The sequence below is a fragment of the Conexibacter sp. JCM 18997 genome, assembly GCF_055391915.1.
The window spans coordinates 3967606-3983341 of sequence record NZ_AP043885.1; the positions used below are offsets into that span (position 1 = coordinate 3967606).

Genomic DNA, 15736 nt, shown 5'->3' on the forward strand with positions numbered 1-15736 from the left:
CGTCGGGCCTAGGCCTTGGCGACCGCGATGAACAGCTCGCGGCCTTCGATCGTGGCCGGCTCGCCCGGGATGTCGGCCCCGTTGTAGATGACCGACGTGGCCAGCGTCTCGCCGCTCACGTAGCCCTCGAAGGCGCGGGCGGCGTCGAGCAGGTCCAGGTCGCCGCCGAGCGTCAGCGCGATGCGGTCCTCGACCTCCAGGCCCGCGCGCTTGCGCGTCTCCTGGACGGCGCGCACGACCTCGCGGGCCAGGCCCTCCATGATCAGCTCCTGGTCGAGGCCCAGCTCCAGGGCGACGGCGTGGGAGCCCTCGCGCTCGAGCTGGTAGCCCTCCAGCGGCTGCATGGCCAGCTGCAGGTCCTCGGGCCCGAGCTCGTGGTCCTTGCCGTCGATCGACAGGCCGATGTGGCGGCCTTCGCGCAGCGCGGCGGCCACGTGGGCCGGATCGAGCGCGGCGATCGCGGCCGCGGCCTGCGGCATCGCCTTGCCGAAGCGCGGCCCGAGCGAGCGGTAGTTGGCCTTGATCTCGTAGGAGCCGAGCTCGTCGGCGGTGTCGACGAAGCGCAGCTCCTTGACGTTGAGCTCGTCGGAGACCACGTCGGCCAGGCGCTCGATCGCCGCGCGCTCGGTGCCGTCGGCCACGACCACGGCGGCGCGCAGCGGCTGGCGGGTCTTCATCTTGGACTGCTTGCGGGCGGAGTGGCCCAGGCGCACGGTCTCGCGGGCGACGGCCATCGCGGCCTCCAGCGCCTCGTCGCGCTCGCCGGCCACCGGCCAGTCGGTCAGGTGGACCGAGGGCTCGGTGCCGTCGAGCTCGGTGTAGATCTCGTCGGCCACGAACGGGGTGAACGGCGCCAGCAGCTGGCTGATCGTGACCAGACACGTGTGCAACGTGTCGAACGCGGCCTGGTCGCCGGCCCAGAACCGCGGCCGCGAGCGGCGCACGTACCAGTTGGAGAGATCGTCGACGAAGGCGGCGATCGCCCGGCCGGCGGTGGTGGCGTCGTAGGCGTCCAGCCGCTCCGTGACCTCGCTGACCGTGGCGCTCAGGCGCGACAGGGCCCACCGATCCAGTTCCGTGGGCTGCGACGGCCGTTCGGCCGTGTAGCGGTCCAGGAACGCGTAGGTGTTCCACAGCTGGCGCATGAACCCGCGCCAGCCCTCGCCGATCGACTCGGTCGAGAAGCGGTAGCCGTCCCACGGCTGCTTGGAGGTGAAGAAGTACCAGCGGAACGCGTCCGCGCCGTGCTCCTCCAGCACGTCCCAGGGCACGACGATGTTGCCCTTGGACTTGCTCATCTTCTGGCCTTCCTCATCGAGGATCAGGCCGAGGCAGACGACGTTCTTGTAGGGCGCGCGGTCGAACAGCAGCGTGGAGACGGCCAGCAGCGAGTAGAACCACCCGCGCGTCTGGTCCAGCGCCTCGCAGATGTAGTCGGCCGGGAAGTGGCTCTCGAAGTACTCCTGGTTCTCGAACGGCGCGTGCTCCTGCGCGAAGGGCATCGCGCCCGAGTCGAACCACACGTCGATCACCTCGGGCACGCGGCGCATCAGCTTCCCGCTGGTCGGCGAGGTGAACGTGACCTCGTCGACGTAGGGCCGGTGCGGGTCCTCCAGGCGCACGCCCGACAGCTCCTCGAGCTCGTCGAAGGAGCCGATCACGTGGATCTCCTCGCCGTCCTCGCTGCGCCACACGGGCAGCGGCGTGCCCCAGTAGCGCTCGCGCGACAGCGCCCAGTCGACGTTGTTGTTCAGCCAGTCGCCGAAGCGCCCGTGCTTGATGTGCGGCGGGTGCCAGTTGACCGTCTCGTTGGCGGCCAGCAGGCGGTCGCGCAGGGTCGACGTGGCGATGTACCAGGAGGGCTTGGCGTAGTAGAGCAGCGGGGTGCCGCAGCGCCAGCAGTGCGGGTAGGCGTGCTCGTAGGACTCCTCGCGCAGCAGCCGGCCGCGGCGGCGCAGGTCCTCGATCAGGTCGCGGTCGGCGTCCTTGACGAAGACGCCCTCGTAGGTGCCGATGCGCTCGTCGTAGGTGCCGTCCAGGCGCACCGGGTTGATCACGTTGAGGCCGTAGCGCAGGCCCAGCTGGTAGTCGTCCTCGCCGAAGGCGATCGCGGTGTGGACGATGCCCGTGCCGTCGGTGGCGGTGACGAAGTCGGCCAGCAGGACGGTGTGGCCGCGCTCGCCGTAGTCGGCGCCGGGGATGTAGGCGAACGGCGGCTCGTAGCGCACGCCGTCCAGCGCCGCGCCCTGGAAGCGGGCGATCACCCGCGCCGAGGGGCCGAGCACCTTCTCGACCAGCGCCTCGGCCACGATCGCCACGCCGCCGGAGTAGGTGGCGCGCACGTAGGTCAGCTCGGGATGCACCGCGACGGCGGCGTTGGAGACCAGCGTCCACGGCGTCGTCGTCCAGGCGATCAGGTCGTCGCCGCGCTGGGCGGGGCCACCGTCCTCGATGACCGGGAAGCGCACGTAGACCGACGGGTCGTGGACGTCCTTGTAGCCCAGCGCGACCTCGTGGCTGGACAGCGCGGTGCCGCAGCGCGGGCAGTAGGGGACCACGCGGTGGCCCTCGTAGAGCAGGTCCTTGTCGGCGATCTGCTTCAGCGCCCACCAGACCGACTCGATGTAGGTCGGGTCCAGCGTGCGGTAGGCGTGCTCCAGGTCGACCCAGAAGCCGATCCGCTCGGTCAGCGCGTTCCAGTCCTCCAGGAACTCGAACACCGAGTCGCGGCAGCGCTGGTTGAACTCGGCGATGCCGTAGGCCTCGATCTCGTGCTTGTTCGTCAGGCCCAGCTGCTGCTCGACGGCGATCTCCACGGGCAGGCCGTGGGTGTCCCAGCCGCCGCGGCGGTCGACCTGGAAGCCCTGCATCGTCTTGTAGCGCGGGTAGATGTCCTTGAACACGCGGGCCAGCACGTGGTGGCTGCCCGGGCGGCCGTTGGCGGTCGGCGGGCCCTCGTAGAAGACGAACGGCGGGGCGCCCTCGCGGCGGCGGACGGACTCCTGGAAGACGTCGCGGTCACGCCAACGCTGGAGGATGCGCTCCTCGAGCTGCGGGAAGTTCACGTTGGGATCGACGGCCATCTGACCCCTGAGTCTACGAACGGGGCGCAAGCTGCCTGGCCCGGAGCACGAGCTGCAGCTCGAAGCGCGCCTGCGGGTCGTCGAGCTGGTCGCCGAGCGCCTCGCGCAGCCGCGCCAGCCGGTAGCGGACGGTCTGGGGATGCACGTGCAGCGCGCGGGCCACCGCCGGTGCGCTGCCCTGCAGCTCCAGCCAGGCCAGCAGCGTCTCCTCCAGGCGGGCGCGCGACGCGTCGGTGCGGCCCGTCAGCGGCTCCAGGCGGCGCAGCGCGAGCGCGGCCAGCGGCTCGCGCGCGGCGTCGAGCGCCAGCAGCGTGAGGTGGTCGTCGACGCGCAGCGGGGCGTCCGCGACGGCCAGCACGAGCAGGCGGCGGGCCGAGCGCAGCGAGCGGCAGGCGTGCAGCGGCTCGACGATCGTGCCGATCGCGGCCGCCCGGCCGGCCAGCGCGGCGGCCAGCAGGTCGCCGCGGCCCGGCCCCGCGGGGTCGGGGACCAGCGCGCAGGGCCCCTCGGGCGTGCGCCCGGCCAGCACGTCGGCGCCGACCCGGCGAGCGATCAGCTCGGCGTCCGCGCCGCGGCGCAGCGCGACGGCGGCCACCGTGCGGGGCAGCGGCCAGCCCGCGCGCGTGGCCGCCGCCTCGACCGCCTCGCGGTCGATCGCCACCTCGTCGTCGGTCAGCAGCAGGTCCAGCAGGCGCGCCCGCCGGCGTCCGCGCTCGCCCGCCGCGGCGGACTGCGCCTCGGCGTAGCCCTCGACCGACTGCCCCGCGATCTCGTCGATGTAGGCGAAGATGGCCTCGGCCAGCGTGGGCAAGGCGTCGGTCGGGAAGTCGGCCGCGGTGGCCGCGTCGGCCAGGTGGCGCCAGGCGATGCGCGCGCCCAGCCGGTAGGCGGCCTGGAGCGCGTCGAGGCTGCGCCCGGCGCGCATCTCCCCGCGACCCAGCGCGCGGTAGACCGGCGACTCGCCGACGCGCAGGCCGGGCTCCTCGATCAGGCGCACGAAGCGCTCCAGCGCCTCGGAGACGCCCAGGCGCAACCCGTCGCCGAAGGCGCCGTCGATCGGGCGCTTGTACTCGGGGATCGAGACGGCGATCGCGCCGATGATCGACTCGGTCAGGCCGGGCAGCGCCGGGCGGAGCACGGCGGCGATGCCCGGCGGCAGGTCCTCCCAAGGGCGCTCACGCGCGACATCGCCAGACATTTGGCACCAGTGTCACAAAAAGTCCGCTGTGGGATGCGTACGCTGGGTGGCAGTCGTGTCCGTGCCTCTGCTTCCCGACGTCGCCGCCCGCCCTCTGTGGCGGGGCCGCAGCCACGCCTACGCGTTCTTCGTGGCCGTGCTCGGCGGCCTGCTGCTCGTCGCGTTCGCGCCCGACGGCCGCGCGCGCATCGCTCTGGCGGTGTACGCCGTGTCGATCGCCGGCCTGTTCGGCGTCAGCGCGCTCTACCACCGGATCCCCTGGCGCTCGGCGGGCGCGCGCGCCTGGATGCGCCGCGCGGACCACTCGATGATCTTCCTGCTCATCGCCGGCACGTACACGCCCTTCGCCCTGCTCGTGCTGCACGGGACGATGGCCACGGTGATCCTCATCACCGTGTGGGCCGGCGCCGCGGGCGGGATCGTCCTCAAGCTGGGCTGGATCGACGCGCCCAAATGGCTCGGCGCGCTCTGCTACGTCGCGCTGGGCTGGGTCGCGGTGGCCGTGTTCCCGCAGCTGCTCGAGCACGCCGGACTCGGGTCGACGATCCTCGTCGCGCTGGGAGGCGTGCTCTACACGATCGGCGCGGTGGTCTACGCGACGCGCAAGCCCGACCCGGTGCCGATGGTCTTCGGCTACCACGAGGTCTTCCACGCGCTGGTCATCGCCGCCGCCGCGCTGCAGTTCGCCGCGGTCGCGTTCGTGGCGCTGTAGCCGGGCTACGCGGCGAGCTTGCGGCAGATCTCGGCCAGCGAGCGCTTCTCCTGCTCGTCGAGCACGGCGAAGGCGGCCGAGACGCGCTCGGTGTGCTCGGGGAACAGCCGGTCGACGATCTCCTGGCCGGTCGGCGTCAGCAGCACGGAGGCGGCCCGGCGGTCGTGCGGCAGGCGCCGGCGGATGACCATCCCGCGGGTCTCCAGCGTGCTGACCACCTCGGTCGCGTTGGCCTTGCTGGTGCGCAGTCGCATGCGCAGCGAGCGCAGCTCCAGCTCGCCGCCGGCGGTGCTGAGCACGACGAGCACGCTGAACCCGGTGGCCGACAGCCCCTCGCGCTCCAGATCGGCGCTCAGACGACGGCGCACCTGCGCCTCGGCGCGCAACAACGACTCCAGCGCTCGGTGGGCCAGCGGGTCGCCGGGAACGAGACTCATCGCGGGCGGGAACGTACCCGCCGAGGCGGACGTCCTCGGGCGCTCTAGCGGGCTTCGAGGAGCGCTTCGAGCGCGTCGTCGACGTGCTGGGGCGCCCGCCGGCTGAGGCGATCGAGCAGCAGGTCGCGCGCGGCCATCGGCGCGTGGCCGAGGCGGGGCACGGTCGACGCGCCGGTGTCGGGCAGCGCGCCGCAGAAGTCGAGGACGTCCACGCCCGGTGCGTACCGGCGCGCGGCGTAGACCAGGCGGCCGAGCACGTCGAGGTCGGCGGGGCCGCCGGCCAGCACCATCGCGGTCGGCGACAGCGCGCGCAGGGCCCGGGCGATGCGGTCCACGTCGAGATCCACGCTGAGCGTCAGCGTGCGCACGCCGCTGCGGCGCAGCGACAGCTCCAGCGCCTGGACGCGCAGCGCGTCGACGTCGATCGGGGCGCAGGCGTCGAAGATCAGGACGCCGTCGGCCCGGTGCGCGGGCGGGGCCACGCGCTGGTTGGCGGCCAGCCAGCCAGTGGCGTAGCGCCAGGCGAAGCCGACCTCGGGCGAACGCGGCGCGGTCGACGTGACCAGCGCGTCCACGGCGACGAGCAGGACCTCCTCGACGGTGCGCTCGACGGAGCGGACGGCCAGGCTCTCCTCGAGCAGGCGGTCGGCGCGGTCCTCGTCGAAGCGGGCGAAGGCGTCGGACAGGCGCGACGGCGACGCGGGACCCTCGCCGCGCTGCTGGGCGATCGAGATGGCCGAGGAGATGTTGTGCGTCTCGCTGAAGGCCTGGCGCAGGGCCTCGATCTCGGCCAGCTCGAACTGGCGATGGCCGCCCTGCGTGCGCTGCGGGCGCGGGTAGCCGAACCGGCGCTCCCAGGAGCGCAGCGTGTTGGGGCTGACCCCCAGCATGGCCGCAGCAGCGTTGGTTCGGACGACGCTCATCGCCCAGCAGTTGTCGAGCTTTGGCGAGGTTTGCGCAAGCGGCGCAAGCCGCCCTGCACGACGCAAGATCACGTGCGCCGGCAGGAACGGGTCACTGCGGGCCGTCGGCGGGCTCCAGCGAGGCGATGAACTCGTCGATCTGGTCACGGCTGAAGCGGCGTTGACCGCCGGGGGTGCGATAGCCGCGCAGCGCGCCGCTGTCGGACCAGCGGCGCACGGTGCTCACCGACACCCCGAGGGCGCGCGCCGCTTGCGACGCGGTCAGCCCGAGGCGACTGCTTTGGACGATCTGGCTCATGTGCGCATTTGTCGCCGGGCCGGCCCGCGCGCGTGGAGCATGCTGCGTCTTTGCGCAGCTTTGGGGCACGGACGCGCAGGTTTGGCCTCAGTTGCAGCCGTCGAGCATGTTCGGGTTGACCTCGAACTTGACCTCGTTGTTGCCCACGCCGACGTGGCTGCGGTCCGCGTTGTAGCCCACGAGCAGCTCGGGACCGCTGGTCCCGCCGGCCGTGATCTGCACCTGCGCGACCACCCCGCCGCCGCCCACGTCGAACCGGTAGCCCTTGAGCACCGACCAGGTGCCGCGGGTCACCTTGGAGCAGATCTCGCCCGACACCGTGTTCCACTCGGCCGTGACCGCCTTGAACGCGCCTCCCGCGTAGAAGAAGAGCCGGTAGTAGGTGGCGAACATGCCGTTGCTGGCGAACTCGGAGCGCTCCAGCCACAGCCCGTTGGCCAGCGCCTGCTGGGCGGCGGCGTCGTCGGGCGTGAGCTGGACCTGCGGCTGGGTGGGCAGCGCGGGCGCCGGGGTGGCGGGCGCCGTCGGGGCCACCGGGGCGGTCGGCGCGACCGGCGCCGCGGGGGTGACCGCCGGCGTCTTCTTCTTCTTCACGCACTTCTTGCCCTTGCGCACCTGGCCCGACTTGCACTTCTTGGCCTTGGCGGGCGCGGCGGTGGCCGACGCGACCGGCAGCGCGACGGCGAACGACAGGAGGGCGGCGACGACGGCGCGAGCGAGCATGACGCGACGCTAGATCGCCCGAGGCCACCCGCGCAATGGGATCGACCACCAACATCGACCACAACATTTGCGTCCGTTTCCTCCAAGACGGACCGTCGCGCACCCGCGACCATGAGGGCATGCAACCGCGCATCACGCTCATCACCCTCGGCGTGCGCAACCTCGCGCGCGCCCGCGCCTTCTACGAGGCGCTCGGCTTCAGCCAACCGCTCGCCCCCGACGGCGAGGTGGCCTTCTATCAGGCGGGCCCCATGGTCTTCGGCCTGTGGACCGAGCTCGGCGGCCACGGCGCGCCGGGCATCGAGATCGCCCACAACGTCGAGTCACCCGAGGCCGTGGACGCCGTGCTGGAGCAGGCGGTCGCCGCCGGCGGCGAGCTGCGCCGGGCCGCCCAGGTCATGGAGTGGGGCGGCTACAGCGGCGCCTTCGCCGATCCCGACGGCTACGTGTGGGAGGTCGCCCACAACCCCGACTGGCCGCTGGCCACGGACGGCTCGATCACGCTTCCTGCGGGCTGACGCCCAGCACCAGCCAGCGCCGGCGCCCGTAGCGCCAGCCGACGGTCACCAGGCGCACCGCCATCAACGCCAGCAGGGCCCACCAGATCCCGGCCAGCGTGCTGGCGACCAGCGCCAGCGGCACGTAGACCACCAGCGCGACGACCATCGCGCCGGCCAGGTACCGCGTGTCGCCGGCGCCGATCAGGATGCCGTCCAGGGCGAACACCACGCCGGCCGCCGGCTGCATGACGGCGAACAGCGGCCACATCGAATGGGCGGCGTCCAGCACCGCGGGGTCGCTGGTGAACGCGCGCGGGATCACGTCGGTGCCGGCCAGCAGCCCGCCCATGATCAGGCCGCCGACGATCAGCGACCAGCCGATCATGCGCCGGGACGCCGCGATCGCGTCGTCGGCCTGGTGCGCGCCCAGCGCGCGGCCGACCAGGATCTGCCCGGCGATGGCGATCGCGTCGAGCACCAGCGCGATGAACAGGAACAGCTGGAAGGCGATGTTGTGGGCGGCGATCTGCGCGGTGCCCAGCCGCGCGGCCAGCGCGCTGCCCAGCGTGAAGGCGCTGAGCAGGGCCAGCGAGCGCACGGTCAGGTCGCCGCCCATCTTCAGCAGCGGGGTCATGCGCTCCCAGACCGGGCGGCGGCTGTCCGCCGGCGCGGCCAGCATCAGCCGCGCGAAGGCCAGGCCCATCAGCGCCTGCGCGATCACCGTGCCCGCCGCCGAGCCCGACAGGCCCCAGCCGAACCCGTACACGAACAGCACCTCGAGCACGACGTTGAGCGCGTTGGCGGCGAGCAGGATGACCAGCGGCGAGCGCAGATCGCCCACGCCGCGCAGGTAGCCCTCGCCGGCCAGCGCCACCAGCATGAAGGGAATGCCGATGGCCACGACCCGCACGTACTCGACGGTCAGCTCGGCCACCTCGCCCTGGCCGCCCAGCAGCCGGGTGGCCGGCACCGCGACGGCGACCACGAGCAGCGCCACGAGCAGGCCGGTGGCGATGGCCAGCCACAGCGCCTGGGCGGCCAGCCCGCCGGCGCGCTCCTCCTGGCCCGCGCCGTGCAGCCGCGCGACCTGCGCCGTGGTGCCGTAGGAGAGGAAGTCCGACAGGTCGGTGAGCGTGGCCACGAGCGCCCCGGCCAGCGCCAATGCGGCCAGCTGCGGGGTGCCCAGGTGGCCGACGATCGCGGTGTCGGCAAGGATGTACATCGGCCCCGCGGCCAGCGCGCCCAGCGCCGGCAGCGCCAGCCGCCGGATCTCGCGGTCGTAAGGGCTGCGCAGTTGCACGCGCCGGACTCTAGGAACCGATGAAGCTCCGCCTCTACCACCACCCCGACGGCGCCCGTGTGGCCTATCGCGAGCTGGGGACCGGGCCCGGGCTGGCCATCCTCCACTCGGCGACGCTGTCGCATCGGGAATGGGCCCCGGTGGTCGACGATCTGGCGCTGCGCTACCGCGTCGTCCTGCCGGACCTGCCCCTGCACGGCGACTCCGAGGACCGCCCGCGCCACCCCTACACGCTGGAGTGGCTGACCGAGGTGATGGCCGGCTTCGTGCGCGACACCTGCGGTCCGCGCCCGCTGGTCGCCGGCCACGAGCTGGGGGCCGAGCTGCTCCTGCGGGCCACCGCGCGCGGGATGCTGACGCCGTCGCGGATGGTGCTGATGCCGTTCGCGCTGCACCGCACCGCGCCGTCGCGCCGGGTGTGGCGGATGGCCGCGCGCACCGGCGGGGTGCCGCTGCTCGATCGCGCCGTGGCCCACGGCGTGAAGCTGGCCATGCGCCCCGAGAACGGGCTGCGCATGTCGGCCCAGCGCAACCCGGCCGCGCGCGACCTGATGCGCCACGCGGTGGCCGACGCGGGCGGCAACGCGAACCTGGCCCGCTCGTGGGCGAAGTTCGCGCGCGTGTGGCCGCCGCGGGGGGCCCGGCGCGAGGCGCTGGAGGAGCTGGCGGTGATCCAGTGCCCCACGCTGCTGCTGTGGGCCGACGCCGATCACGCCCACCCGCTGGAGACCGCGACGGAGGCGCTCGACCTGCTGCCCAACGGCCAGCTGCGGGTCCTCGATCGGACCGGCTTCCTGATGGCCTACGACGACCCGGTCGGTCTGGCGCGCGAACTGGCAGCATTCCTCGGATAGATGGGTCCTAACGTGGAGAGCACATGAGCACGACCGAGCAAGAGAACCTGTGGGGCGGCGAGACCGCCAAGGCCATCGAGAACTTCCCCGTGTCCGGCGAGCGCGTCCCGGCGGCGGTGATCCACTGGCTCGGCCGCATCAAGGCGTCGGCCGCCCGCGTCAACGCGGAGCTCGGCGGGCTGGATCCCGAGGTCGCGGAGCGGATCGCCCAGGCGGGCGACGCGATCGGTGATGGCCAGTACGACGCCCAGTTCCCGATCGACGTGTTCCAGACCGGGTCGGGCACCTCGTCGAACATGAACGCCAACGAGGTCATCGCGAACATCGCCGGCGACGGCGCCCACGCCAACGACCACGTGAACATGGGCCAGTCGTCCAACGACGTGTTCCCGTCCGCGGTCCACCTGGCCGCGCTGGACGAGGCGACGCACCGTCTGCTGCCCGCGCTCGCGCGGCTGGAGAGCGCGTTCGACGTCAAGGCCGACGAGTTCCACGACATCGTCAAGTCCGGCCGCACGCACCTGATGGACGCCGTGCCCGTGACGCTCGGTCAGGAGTTCTCCGGCTACGCCGCGCAGATCCGCCTGGGCGCGCGCCGCGTGCGCAACGCCCTCCCGCAGGTCGCGCAGATCCCGCTGGGCGGCACCGCCACCGGCACCGGCCTGAACACGCACCCGAAGTTCGCCGAGCTCGTGCGCGCGCAGCTGTCGGCGTCCTCGGGCCTGGAGATCCTGGCCCCGGAGGATCCGTTCGAGGCGCAGGGCAACCGCGACGCGCTGGTCGAGCTGTCGGGCGCGCTGAAGGTCATCGCCGTGTCGCTGACCAAGATCGCCAACGACATCGCCCTGATGGGCTCCGGCCCGCGCGCCGGGATCGGGGAGATCTTCCTGCCCGAGCTGCAGAAGGGCTCGTCGATCATGCCCGGCAAGGTCAACCCGGTGCTGCCCGAGGTCGTGCTGCAGGTGTCGGCCCAGGTGATCGGCAACGACACCGCGATCACCATCGGCGGCATGCAGGGCAACTTCGAGCTCAACGTGCGGATCCCGCTGATCGCGCGCAACCTGCTCGGCTCGATCCACCTGCTGACCACCGCGACGACGCTGTTCGCCGAGAAGTGCGTCGACGGGATCGAGGCCAACATCGAGGGCGCCAAGCGCTCGGCCGAGTCGACCCTGGCCGCCGCGACCGCGCTCAACCCGCACATCGGCTACGACCGGGCGGGCGCCATCGTCAAGGAGGCCGCCTCCTCGGGCCGCATGCTCCGCGAGGTCGCCCTGGAGCACGGCGTCGACGAGGAGACCTACGAGACGGCGATGGACCTGCGGAAGATGGCGCGCGGCTCGGCTGCGCATCCTGACGCCGACCAGTAGTGATCCTGGTTCTCCAGCACGACGCTGACGCGCCGGCCGGCCTGCTCGCCGAGTGGGCCGCGGCGCGGGGCGTCGAGCTGGAGGTGGTGCGGCTGGACGAGGGCGCGCTGGTCCCCGAGGGGATCGCCGCCTTCGACCGCGTCGTCTCGCTGGGCTCCGAGCACGCGGCCGACGACGACACGGTGGCCTGGCAGGCGGTCGAGCAGGCCACGCTGCGGGCGGCCGCCGAGGCCGACATCCCGGTGCTGGGAATCTGCTTCGGCGGCCAGTCGCTGGCCCGCGCGCTGGGCGGCAGCGTCCGCCGCGCGGCCCGGCCGGAGATCGGCTGGGTCTCGGTCGGCTCGCGCACCGGCGCCTTCGACGACGGCCCCTGGCTGGAGTGGCACCGCGACGAGATCCTCCCGCCGGCGGGCGCCGAGATCCTGGCCGCCAACGAGAGCGGCGTGCAGGCCTTCCGTCTCGGCCCCCACGTCGGGCTGCAGTTCCATCCCGAGGTCGACGCGCGCATCGTGGGCCTGTGGGCCGACGCGTCGCGCGAGGACGCGCTCGTGCCGCCCGGCATCCGCGAGGACACCGCCGCGCTGCTGGCCGGCTCGGTGCGCGAGCGCGCCTTCGGGCTGTTCGACGCGCTGCTGCTCGCGGGCCGCGCGAAGCCGATCGACCTCTGAAAGACGCTTAGATCGCGCGCATCTTGTTGTTGCGCGCGAAGTGCTCCAGCTCGGCCAGGCCGAGGGCTTCCAGCAGTGGGGGCATGTACATGCCGAAGCGGCCGCGCAGGCCCTTCTTCGTGCCGTAGAAGCCGCCGACCGGGTTGTCGGGCGAGCGGCCCCAGGCCTCGACGGTCCCGGGCGCGGGCTCCTTGGACTCGTCGGTGCTGCCCAGCGAGATCCAGTCGCCGCGGGCGACGAGCATGTCGTGGAGGTCCTCGATCGCGCGGGCCTGATAGCCGAGCCTCGTCTGCCCGACCACGCAGACGATCTCGTCGCCGTCGCGGTACATCTCGTACTCAGAGCTGCCGGGCGGCGTTCTCAGCTGCCACGGATCCTCGGGGGTCCCCGAGCCCTGCCACTGACGGGTCATGCGCTGATCGTCTCACGCGCGCGCCGATGCGACACGCGCCCGGGTCATCGAGAACACATCCGACCCAGGCGCGCCGCGGTCAGGCGCCGGCGTTGATCGCCACGTACTTCGTCTCCAGGTACTCCTCGATGCCCTCCGGCCCGCCTTCGCGACCGAACCCGGACTGCTTGACGCCGCCGAACGGGGCGCCCGCGTTGGAGACCAGGCCCTGGTTGAGGCCGACCATGCCGGTGTCGAGGCGCTCGATGACCTTGAACGCGCGCTTGATGTCCTGGGTGAAGACGTAGGCGACCAGGCCGTACTCGGTGTTGTTGGCCGCGGCGATCGCCTCGTCGTCGGTGGCGAAGCCGATCACCGGGGCCACCGGGCCGAAGATCTCCTCCGACAGCAGGTCGGCGTTGGAGCTCACATCGGTGAGCACGGTCGGCTCGTAGAAGTACCCAGGTCCGTCGACGCGCGCGCCGCCGCACAGGACCGTGGCGCCCTTGTCGACCGCGTCGGAGACCAGGTCGGCGACCTTGGTGCGCTGCGCCTCGTCGATCAGCGGGCCCATCTTGACCTCGTCGTCGGTGCCGCGCCCGATCTTGAAGGCCCCGATGCGGGCGGCCAGCTTCTCGGCGAACTCGGCGGCGACGCTCTCGTGCACGTGGAAGCGGTTCGCGCTGGTGCACGCCTCGCCGCCGTTGCGCATCTTGGCGATCAGCGCGCCCTCGATCGCGGCGTCCAGGTCGGCGTCCTCGAAGACGAGGAACGGGGCGTTGCCGCCCAGCTCCATCGACACCTTCAGCACCTGCTCGGCGCTCTGCTCGATCAGCGTCTTGCCCACGGCGGTGGAGCCCGTGAACGACAGCTTGCGCAGGCGGTCGTCGCGGATCAGCGGCTCCATGATCGAGCCCGACGACGACGCCGTCAGCACGTTGAGCACGCCGTCGGGCAGGCCGGCGTCCTCGAAGATCTTGGCCAGCATGATCATCGACAGCGGCGTCTGCTTGGCCGGCTTGACCACCGACGTGCAGCCCGCGGCGATGGCCGGGCCGATCTTGCGGGTGCCCATGGCCAGCGGGAAGTTCCACGGGGTGATGAACAGGCACGGCCCGATCGGCTGCTTCATCGTCAGCAGGCGCGACCCGCCCGCCTCGGCCACCGTGAAGCGGCCGTTGATGCGCACCGCCTCCTCGGAGTACCAGCGCAGGAACGCGGCCGCGTAGGTGACCTCGGCCTTGGCCTCGACCAGCGGCTTGCCCATCTCCAGCGTCATCAGCAGCGCCAGGTCCTCGGCCTGCTCGATCATCGCGTCGTACGCGCGGCGCAGGATGTCGGCCCGCTCGCGCGGAGCGACGTCGCGGAACGTCTTGAACGCCTCGTCAGCGGCACCGAGCGCCGCCTTGGCGTCCTCGACGGTCGCGTCGGCGATCTCCACGAGCGTCTCGCCCGTCGCCGGATCCTCGACGGCGAGCGTCTCGCCGCTGGAGGAGTCGACCCACTTGCCGCCGATCAGCAGCTGCTTGGGCACGGCGCCCAGGACAGCCTGTTCAGCGGACGTATCTGTTGCGGCCATGGATTCAGGTCACCACCGTTTCGGTACCGAGCTCCTCGGAGATCGCCACATCGATCGAGTAGTCGATGGGGACGACGATCACCGAGGGGGTGTCAAGCGTCAGAGCACGCCGAAGATATCGCCCGAAGTCGTCCACCGACTCGCAGCGCCAGCCGGGGATGCCGAAGGCGTCCGCGAGCTTGACGAAGTCCGGGTTCGTGAAGTCGACGCCGAAGTGGCGGCCGAACTTCTTGTCCTGCTTCCAGACGATCGATCCGAACTGGGCGTTCTCCCAGATCACGTTGACCACGGGGGTGCGCAGGCGCACCGCGGTCTCGAGCTCCTGGATGTTCATCATCACGCCGCCGTCGCCGTTGACGGTGACGACCTTGCGCTCGGGATGCACCAGCTTGGCGGCGATCCCGCAGGGCAGCGCGAAGCCCATCCCGGCCAGGCCGTTGGCGATGATCACCGTGTTGGGCTCGTGGGCCGGGAACATGCGCCCGATCCACAGCTTGTGCAGCCCGACGTCGGAGACGAGGATGTCGTTGCGGCCCAGCGCCTGGCGGATCTCCCAGAGCACGCGCGGGGGCTGCATCGGGAAGTGGTCGTCGTCCTTGGCCGCCTCGAAGCGCCCGAGCACGATGTCGCGCAAGCGCCGCGAGCCGCCGCTGTGGGGGACGTGCCGGCCCTCTTCGGCCAGGCGCGTGAGCACGTGGTAGATGTCGCCGACCAGCTCGACCTCGGGCACGAAGTACTCGTCGATCTCGGCCTGCTGGGAGTCGATCACCACGATGCGCTTGTCGCGCTTGGGGTTCCAGTGCTTGGGCGCGTGCTCGACGAGGTCGTAGCCGACGGCGATGACCACGTCGGCGTCCTCGAACCCAGCCATCGCGTAGTCGCGCGACTGCAGGCCGACGGTACCCAGCGCGTGCGGGTCGGTGTAGTCGACCAGCCCCTTGCCCATGAACGTCTCGGCCACCGGGATGCCGGTCGCGCGGGCGAACTCGCGCAGCGCGGGTGACGCACCGCCGCGCACGACGCCGTTGCCGGCCAGCACGACCGGGTTCAGCGCGGAGCGGATCACGTCGGCCGCCTTGAGCAGCTCACGCGCGCCCGGCTCGGGCAGCACCGGCCGGCGGCGGGCCAGCGGCGAGGCGTCGACCTCGCCGGCCATCACGTCCTCGGGCAGCTCCAGGTGCGTGGCGCCGGGCTTCTCGGACTCGGCCACCTTGAACGCCTTGCGCACGACCTCGGGGATGATCTCCGGCGAGTTCACGCGCGCGTTCCACTTGGTGATCGGGCGCATGATCTCGACCAGGTCGATGTACTGGTGGGACTCCTTGTGCATCCGCTCCAGATCGCCCTGGCCGGTCAGCGCCACGAGCGGTGCGCGATCGAGGAACGCGTCGGCCACGGCGGTGATCAGGTTCGTCGCGCCCGGACCCAGCGTGCCCAGGCAAACGCCGGCGCGCCCGGTCAATCGACCTACCATGTCCGCCATGTAGGCCCCGCCCTGTTCGTGTCGAACGGGGATGAAGGAGACGGTCGAGTCGGCCAGCGACTCGTTCAGATCCAGCGTCTCCTCACCGGGAATGCCGAAGACGTGACGCACACCTTCCGCTTCGAGGCACTCCACGAAGACGTCGGAAGCGCGTCGTTTGCTCACGAACGTGACCCTACTCCGTCGACCGAAACTCCAAACCTGTCCCTGAGTTTGA

14 protein-coding genes and 1 pseudogene are annotated in these 15736 nt (G+C 72.0%); 5 read left to right on the forward strand and 10 right to left on the reverse strand.

Annotation, left to right across the window (positions count from 1 at the left end):
- Positions 1 to 8: 8 nt before the first annotated feature.
- On the reverse strand, positions 9 to 3083 hold the full coding sequence (gene ileS / locus ACZ5UI_RS19955; RefSeq protein ID WP_464190235.1) for an isoleucine--tRNA ligase: 3075 nt from the start codon (positions 3081 to 3083) through the stop codon (positions 9 to 11).
- A 13-nt stretch (positions 3084 to 3096) separates the two neighbouring features.
- A complete protein-coding gene (locus ACZ5UI_RS19960) occupies positions 3097 to 4281 on the reverse strand; it encodes a PucR family transcriptional regulator (protein ID WP_464190237.1) in 1185 nt (394 codons plus the stop codon).
- 55 nt (positions 4282 to 4336) lie between these two features.
- Here ACZ5UI_RS19960 and trhA point away from each other — a divergent pair, with 55 nt between their 5' ends.
- On the forward strand, positions 4337 to 4993 hold the full coding sequence (gene trhA, locus ACZ5UI_RS19965) for a PAQR family membrane homeostasis protein TrhA (RefSeq protein ID WP_464190240.1): 657 nt from the start codon (positions 4337 to 4339) through the stop codon (positions 4991 to 4993).
- Positions 4994 to 4998: 5 nt separating this feature from the next.
- Here the strand turns inward: trhA and ACZ5UI_RS19970 are convergent, their stop codons facing one another.
- From ACZ5UI_RS19970 to ACZ5UI_RS19985, 4 genes and pseudogenes are all read right to left on the reverse strand, one after another.
- Positions 4999 to 5430: a MarR family winged helix-turn-helix transcriptional regulator gene (locus tag ACZ5UI_RS19970; RefSeq protein ID WP_464190242.1), complete on the reverse strand. Its 432-nt coding sequence runs from the start codon at positions 5428 to 5430 to the stop codon at positions 4999 to 5001.
- Between the two features lie 44 nt (positions 5431 to 5474).
- Complete coding sequence (locus ACZ5UI_RS19975; protein ID WP_464190244.1) at positions 5475 to 6353, reverse strand: MerR family DNA-binding transcriptional regulator; 879 nt, start codon at positions 6351 to 6353, stop codon at positions 5475 to 5477.
- Between the two features lie 151 nt (positions 6354 to 6504).
- Positions 6505 to 6651: pseudogene (locus tag ACZ5UI_RS19980) on the reverse strand (helix-turn-helix domain-containing protein); the annotation flags it as partial.
- A gap of 87 nt (positions 6652 to 6738) precedes the next feature.
- Positions 6739 to 7374 (reverse strand): hypothetical protein, encoded by a 636-nt coding sequence (locus ACZ5UI_RS19985; RefSeq protein WP_464190246.1) that lies wholly within the window; start codon positions 7372 to 7374, stop codon positions 6739 to 6741.
- A 119-nt stretch (positions 7375 to 7493) separates the two neighbouring features.
- On the opposite strand from ACZ5UI_RS19985, the gene ACZ5UI_RS19990 reads away from it, so the two are divergent.
- Positions 7494 to 7892 carry a VOC family protein gene (locus tag ACZ5UI_RS19990; protein WP_464190248.1) on the forward strand — a complete coding sequence of 133 codons (399 nt, stop codon included), beginning with the start codon at positions 7494 to 7496 and terminating at the stop codon, positions 7890 to 7892.
- Here the strand turns inward: ACZ5UI_RS19990 and ACZ5UI_RS19995 are convergent.
- Positions 7873 to 9174 carry an MATE family efflux transporter gene (locus tag ACZ5UI_RS19995; RefSeq protein ID WP_464190250.1) on the reverse strand — a complete coding sequence of 434 codons (1302 nt, stop codon included), beginning with the start codon at positions 9172 to 9174 and terminating at the stop codon, positions 7873 to 7875. The two genes, ACZ5UI_RS19990 and ACZ5UI_RS19995, sit on opposite strands and share 20 nt — an antisense overlap.
- A 20-nt stretch (positions 9175 to 9194) precedes the next feature.
- Here ACZ5UI_RS19995 and ACZ5UI_RS20000 point away from each other — a divergent pair, with 20 nt between their 5' ends.
- Genes ACZ5UI_RS20000 through ACZ5UI_RS20010 form a run of 3 tightly spaced genes read left to right on the forward strand, consistent with a single transcriptional unit; the run spans position 9195 to position 12066 of the window.
- Positions 9195 to 10028 carry an alpha/beta fold hydrolase gene (locus tag ACZ5UI_RS20000; protein WP_464190252.1) on the forward strand — a complete coding sequence of 278 codons (834 nt, stop codon included), beginning with the start codon at positions 9195 to 9197 and terminating at the stop codon, positions 10026 to 10028.
- 23 nt (positions 10029 to 10051) lie between these two features.
- The gene (locus ACZ5UI_RS20005) at positions 10052 to 11398 is read left to right on the forward strand and encodes a class II fumarate hydratase (RefSeq protein ID WP_464190254.1); all 1347 of its coding nucleotides are present in this window, start codon (positions 10052 to 10054) and stop codon (positions 11396 to 11398) included.
- On the forward strand, positions 11398 to 12066 hold the full coding sequence (locus ACZ5UI_RS20010; protein ID WP_464190257.1) for a type 1 glutamine amidotransferase: 669 nt from the start codon (positions 11398 to 11400) through the stop codon (positions 12064 to 12066). The genes ACZ5UI_RS20005 and ACZ5UI_RS20010 overlap by 1 nt, the downstream gene beginning before the upstream one ends.
- Before the next feature lie 7 nt (positions 12067 to 12073).
- Here ACZ5UI_RS20010 and ACZ5UI_RS20015 read toward each other — a convergent pair whose 3' ends face one another.
- The 3 genes from ACZ5UI_RS20015 to ACZ5UI_RS20025 all read right to left on the reverse strand — a co-directional run bounded on the left by ACZ5UI_RS20015 (position 12074) and on the right by ACZ5UI_RS20025 (position 15684).
- Positions 12074 to 12478, reverse strand: coding sequence for a DUF6855 family protein (locus ACZ5UI_RS20015; RefSeq protein ID WP_464190259.1), 405 nt, complete (start codon positions 12476 to 12478; stop codon positions 12074 to 12076).
- Between the two features lie 79 nt (positions 12479 to 12557).
- Positions 12558 to 14036: an NAD-dependent succinate-semialdehyde dehydrogenase gene (locus tag ACZ5UI_RS20020; RefSeq protein ID WP_464190262.1), complete on the reverse strand. Its 1479-nt coding sequence runs from the start codon at positions 14034 to 14036 to the stop codon at positions 12558 to 12560.
- Between the two features lie 4 nt (positions 14037 to 14040).
- Positions 14041 to 15684: an acetolactate synthase large subunit gene (locus ACZ5UI_RS20025; protein WP_464190264.1), complete on the reverse strand. Its 1644-nt coding sequence runs from the start codon at positions 15682 to 15684 to the stop codon at positions 14041 to 14043.
- Positions 15685 to 15736 lie beyond the last annotated feature (52 nt).

What these genes read in the sequence shown, in the direction of transcription:
- ACZ5UI_RS20005 (WP_464190254.1), top strand. Translation starts at nt 10,052, where the DNA reads ATGAGCACGACCGAGCAAGAGAACCTGTGGGGCGGCGAGACCGCCAAG.
- ACZ5UI_RS19985 (WP_464190246.1), bottom strand. Translation starts at nt 7,374, where the DNA reads ATGCTCGCTCGCGCCGTCGTCGCCGCCCTCCTGTCGTTCGCCGTCGCG.
- ileS (WP_464190235.1), bottom strand. Translation starts at nt 3,083, where the DNA reads ATGGCCGTCGATCCCAACGTGAACTTCCCGCAGCTCGAGGAGCGCATC.
- ACZ5UI_RS20020 (WP_464190262.1), bottom strand. Translation starts at nt 14,036, where the DNA reads ATGGCCGCAACAGATACGTCCGCTGAACAGGCTGTCCTGGGCGCCGTG.
- ACZ5UI_RS19975 (WP_464190244.1), bottom strand. Translation starts at nt 6,353, where the DNA reads ATGAGCGTCGTCCGAACCAACGCTGCTGCGGCCATGCTGGGGGTCAGC.
- ACZ5UI_RS19970 (WP_464190242.1), bottom strand. Translation starts at nt 5,430, where the DNA reads ATGAGTCTCGTTCCCGGCGACCCGCTGGCCCACCGAGCGCTGGAGTCG.
- ACZ5UI_RS19960 (WP_464190237.1), bottom strand. Translation starts at nt 4,281, where the DNA reads ATGTCTGGCGATGTCGCGCGTGAGCGCCCTTGGGAGGACCTGCCGCCG.
- ACZ5UI_RS19990 (WP_464190248.1), top strand. Translation starts at nt 7,494, where the DNA reads ATGCAACCGCGCATCACGCTCATCACCCTCGGCGTGCGCAACCTCGCG.
- ACZ5UI_RS20000 (WP_464190252.1), top strand. Translation starts at nt 9,195, where the DNA reads ATGAAGCTCCGCCTCTACCACCACCCCGACGGCGCCCGTGTGGCCTAT.
- ACZ5UI_RS20015 (WP_464190259.1), bottom strand. Translation starts at nt 12,478, where the DNA reads ATGACCCGTCAGTGGCAGGGCTCGGGGACCCCCGAGGATCCGTGGCAG.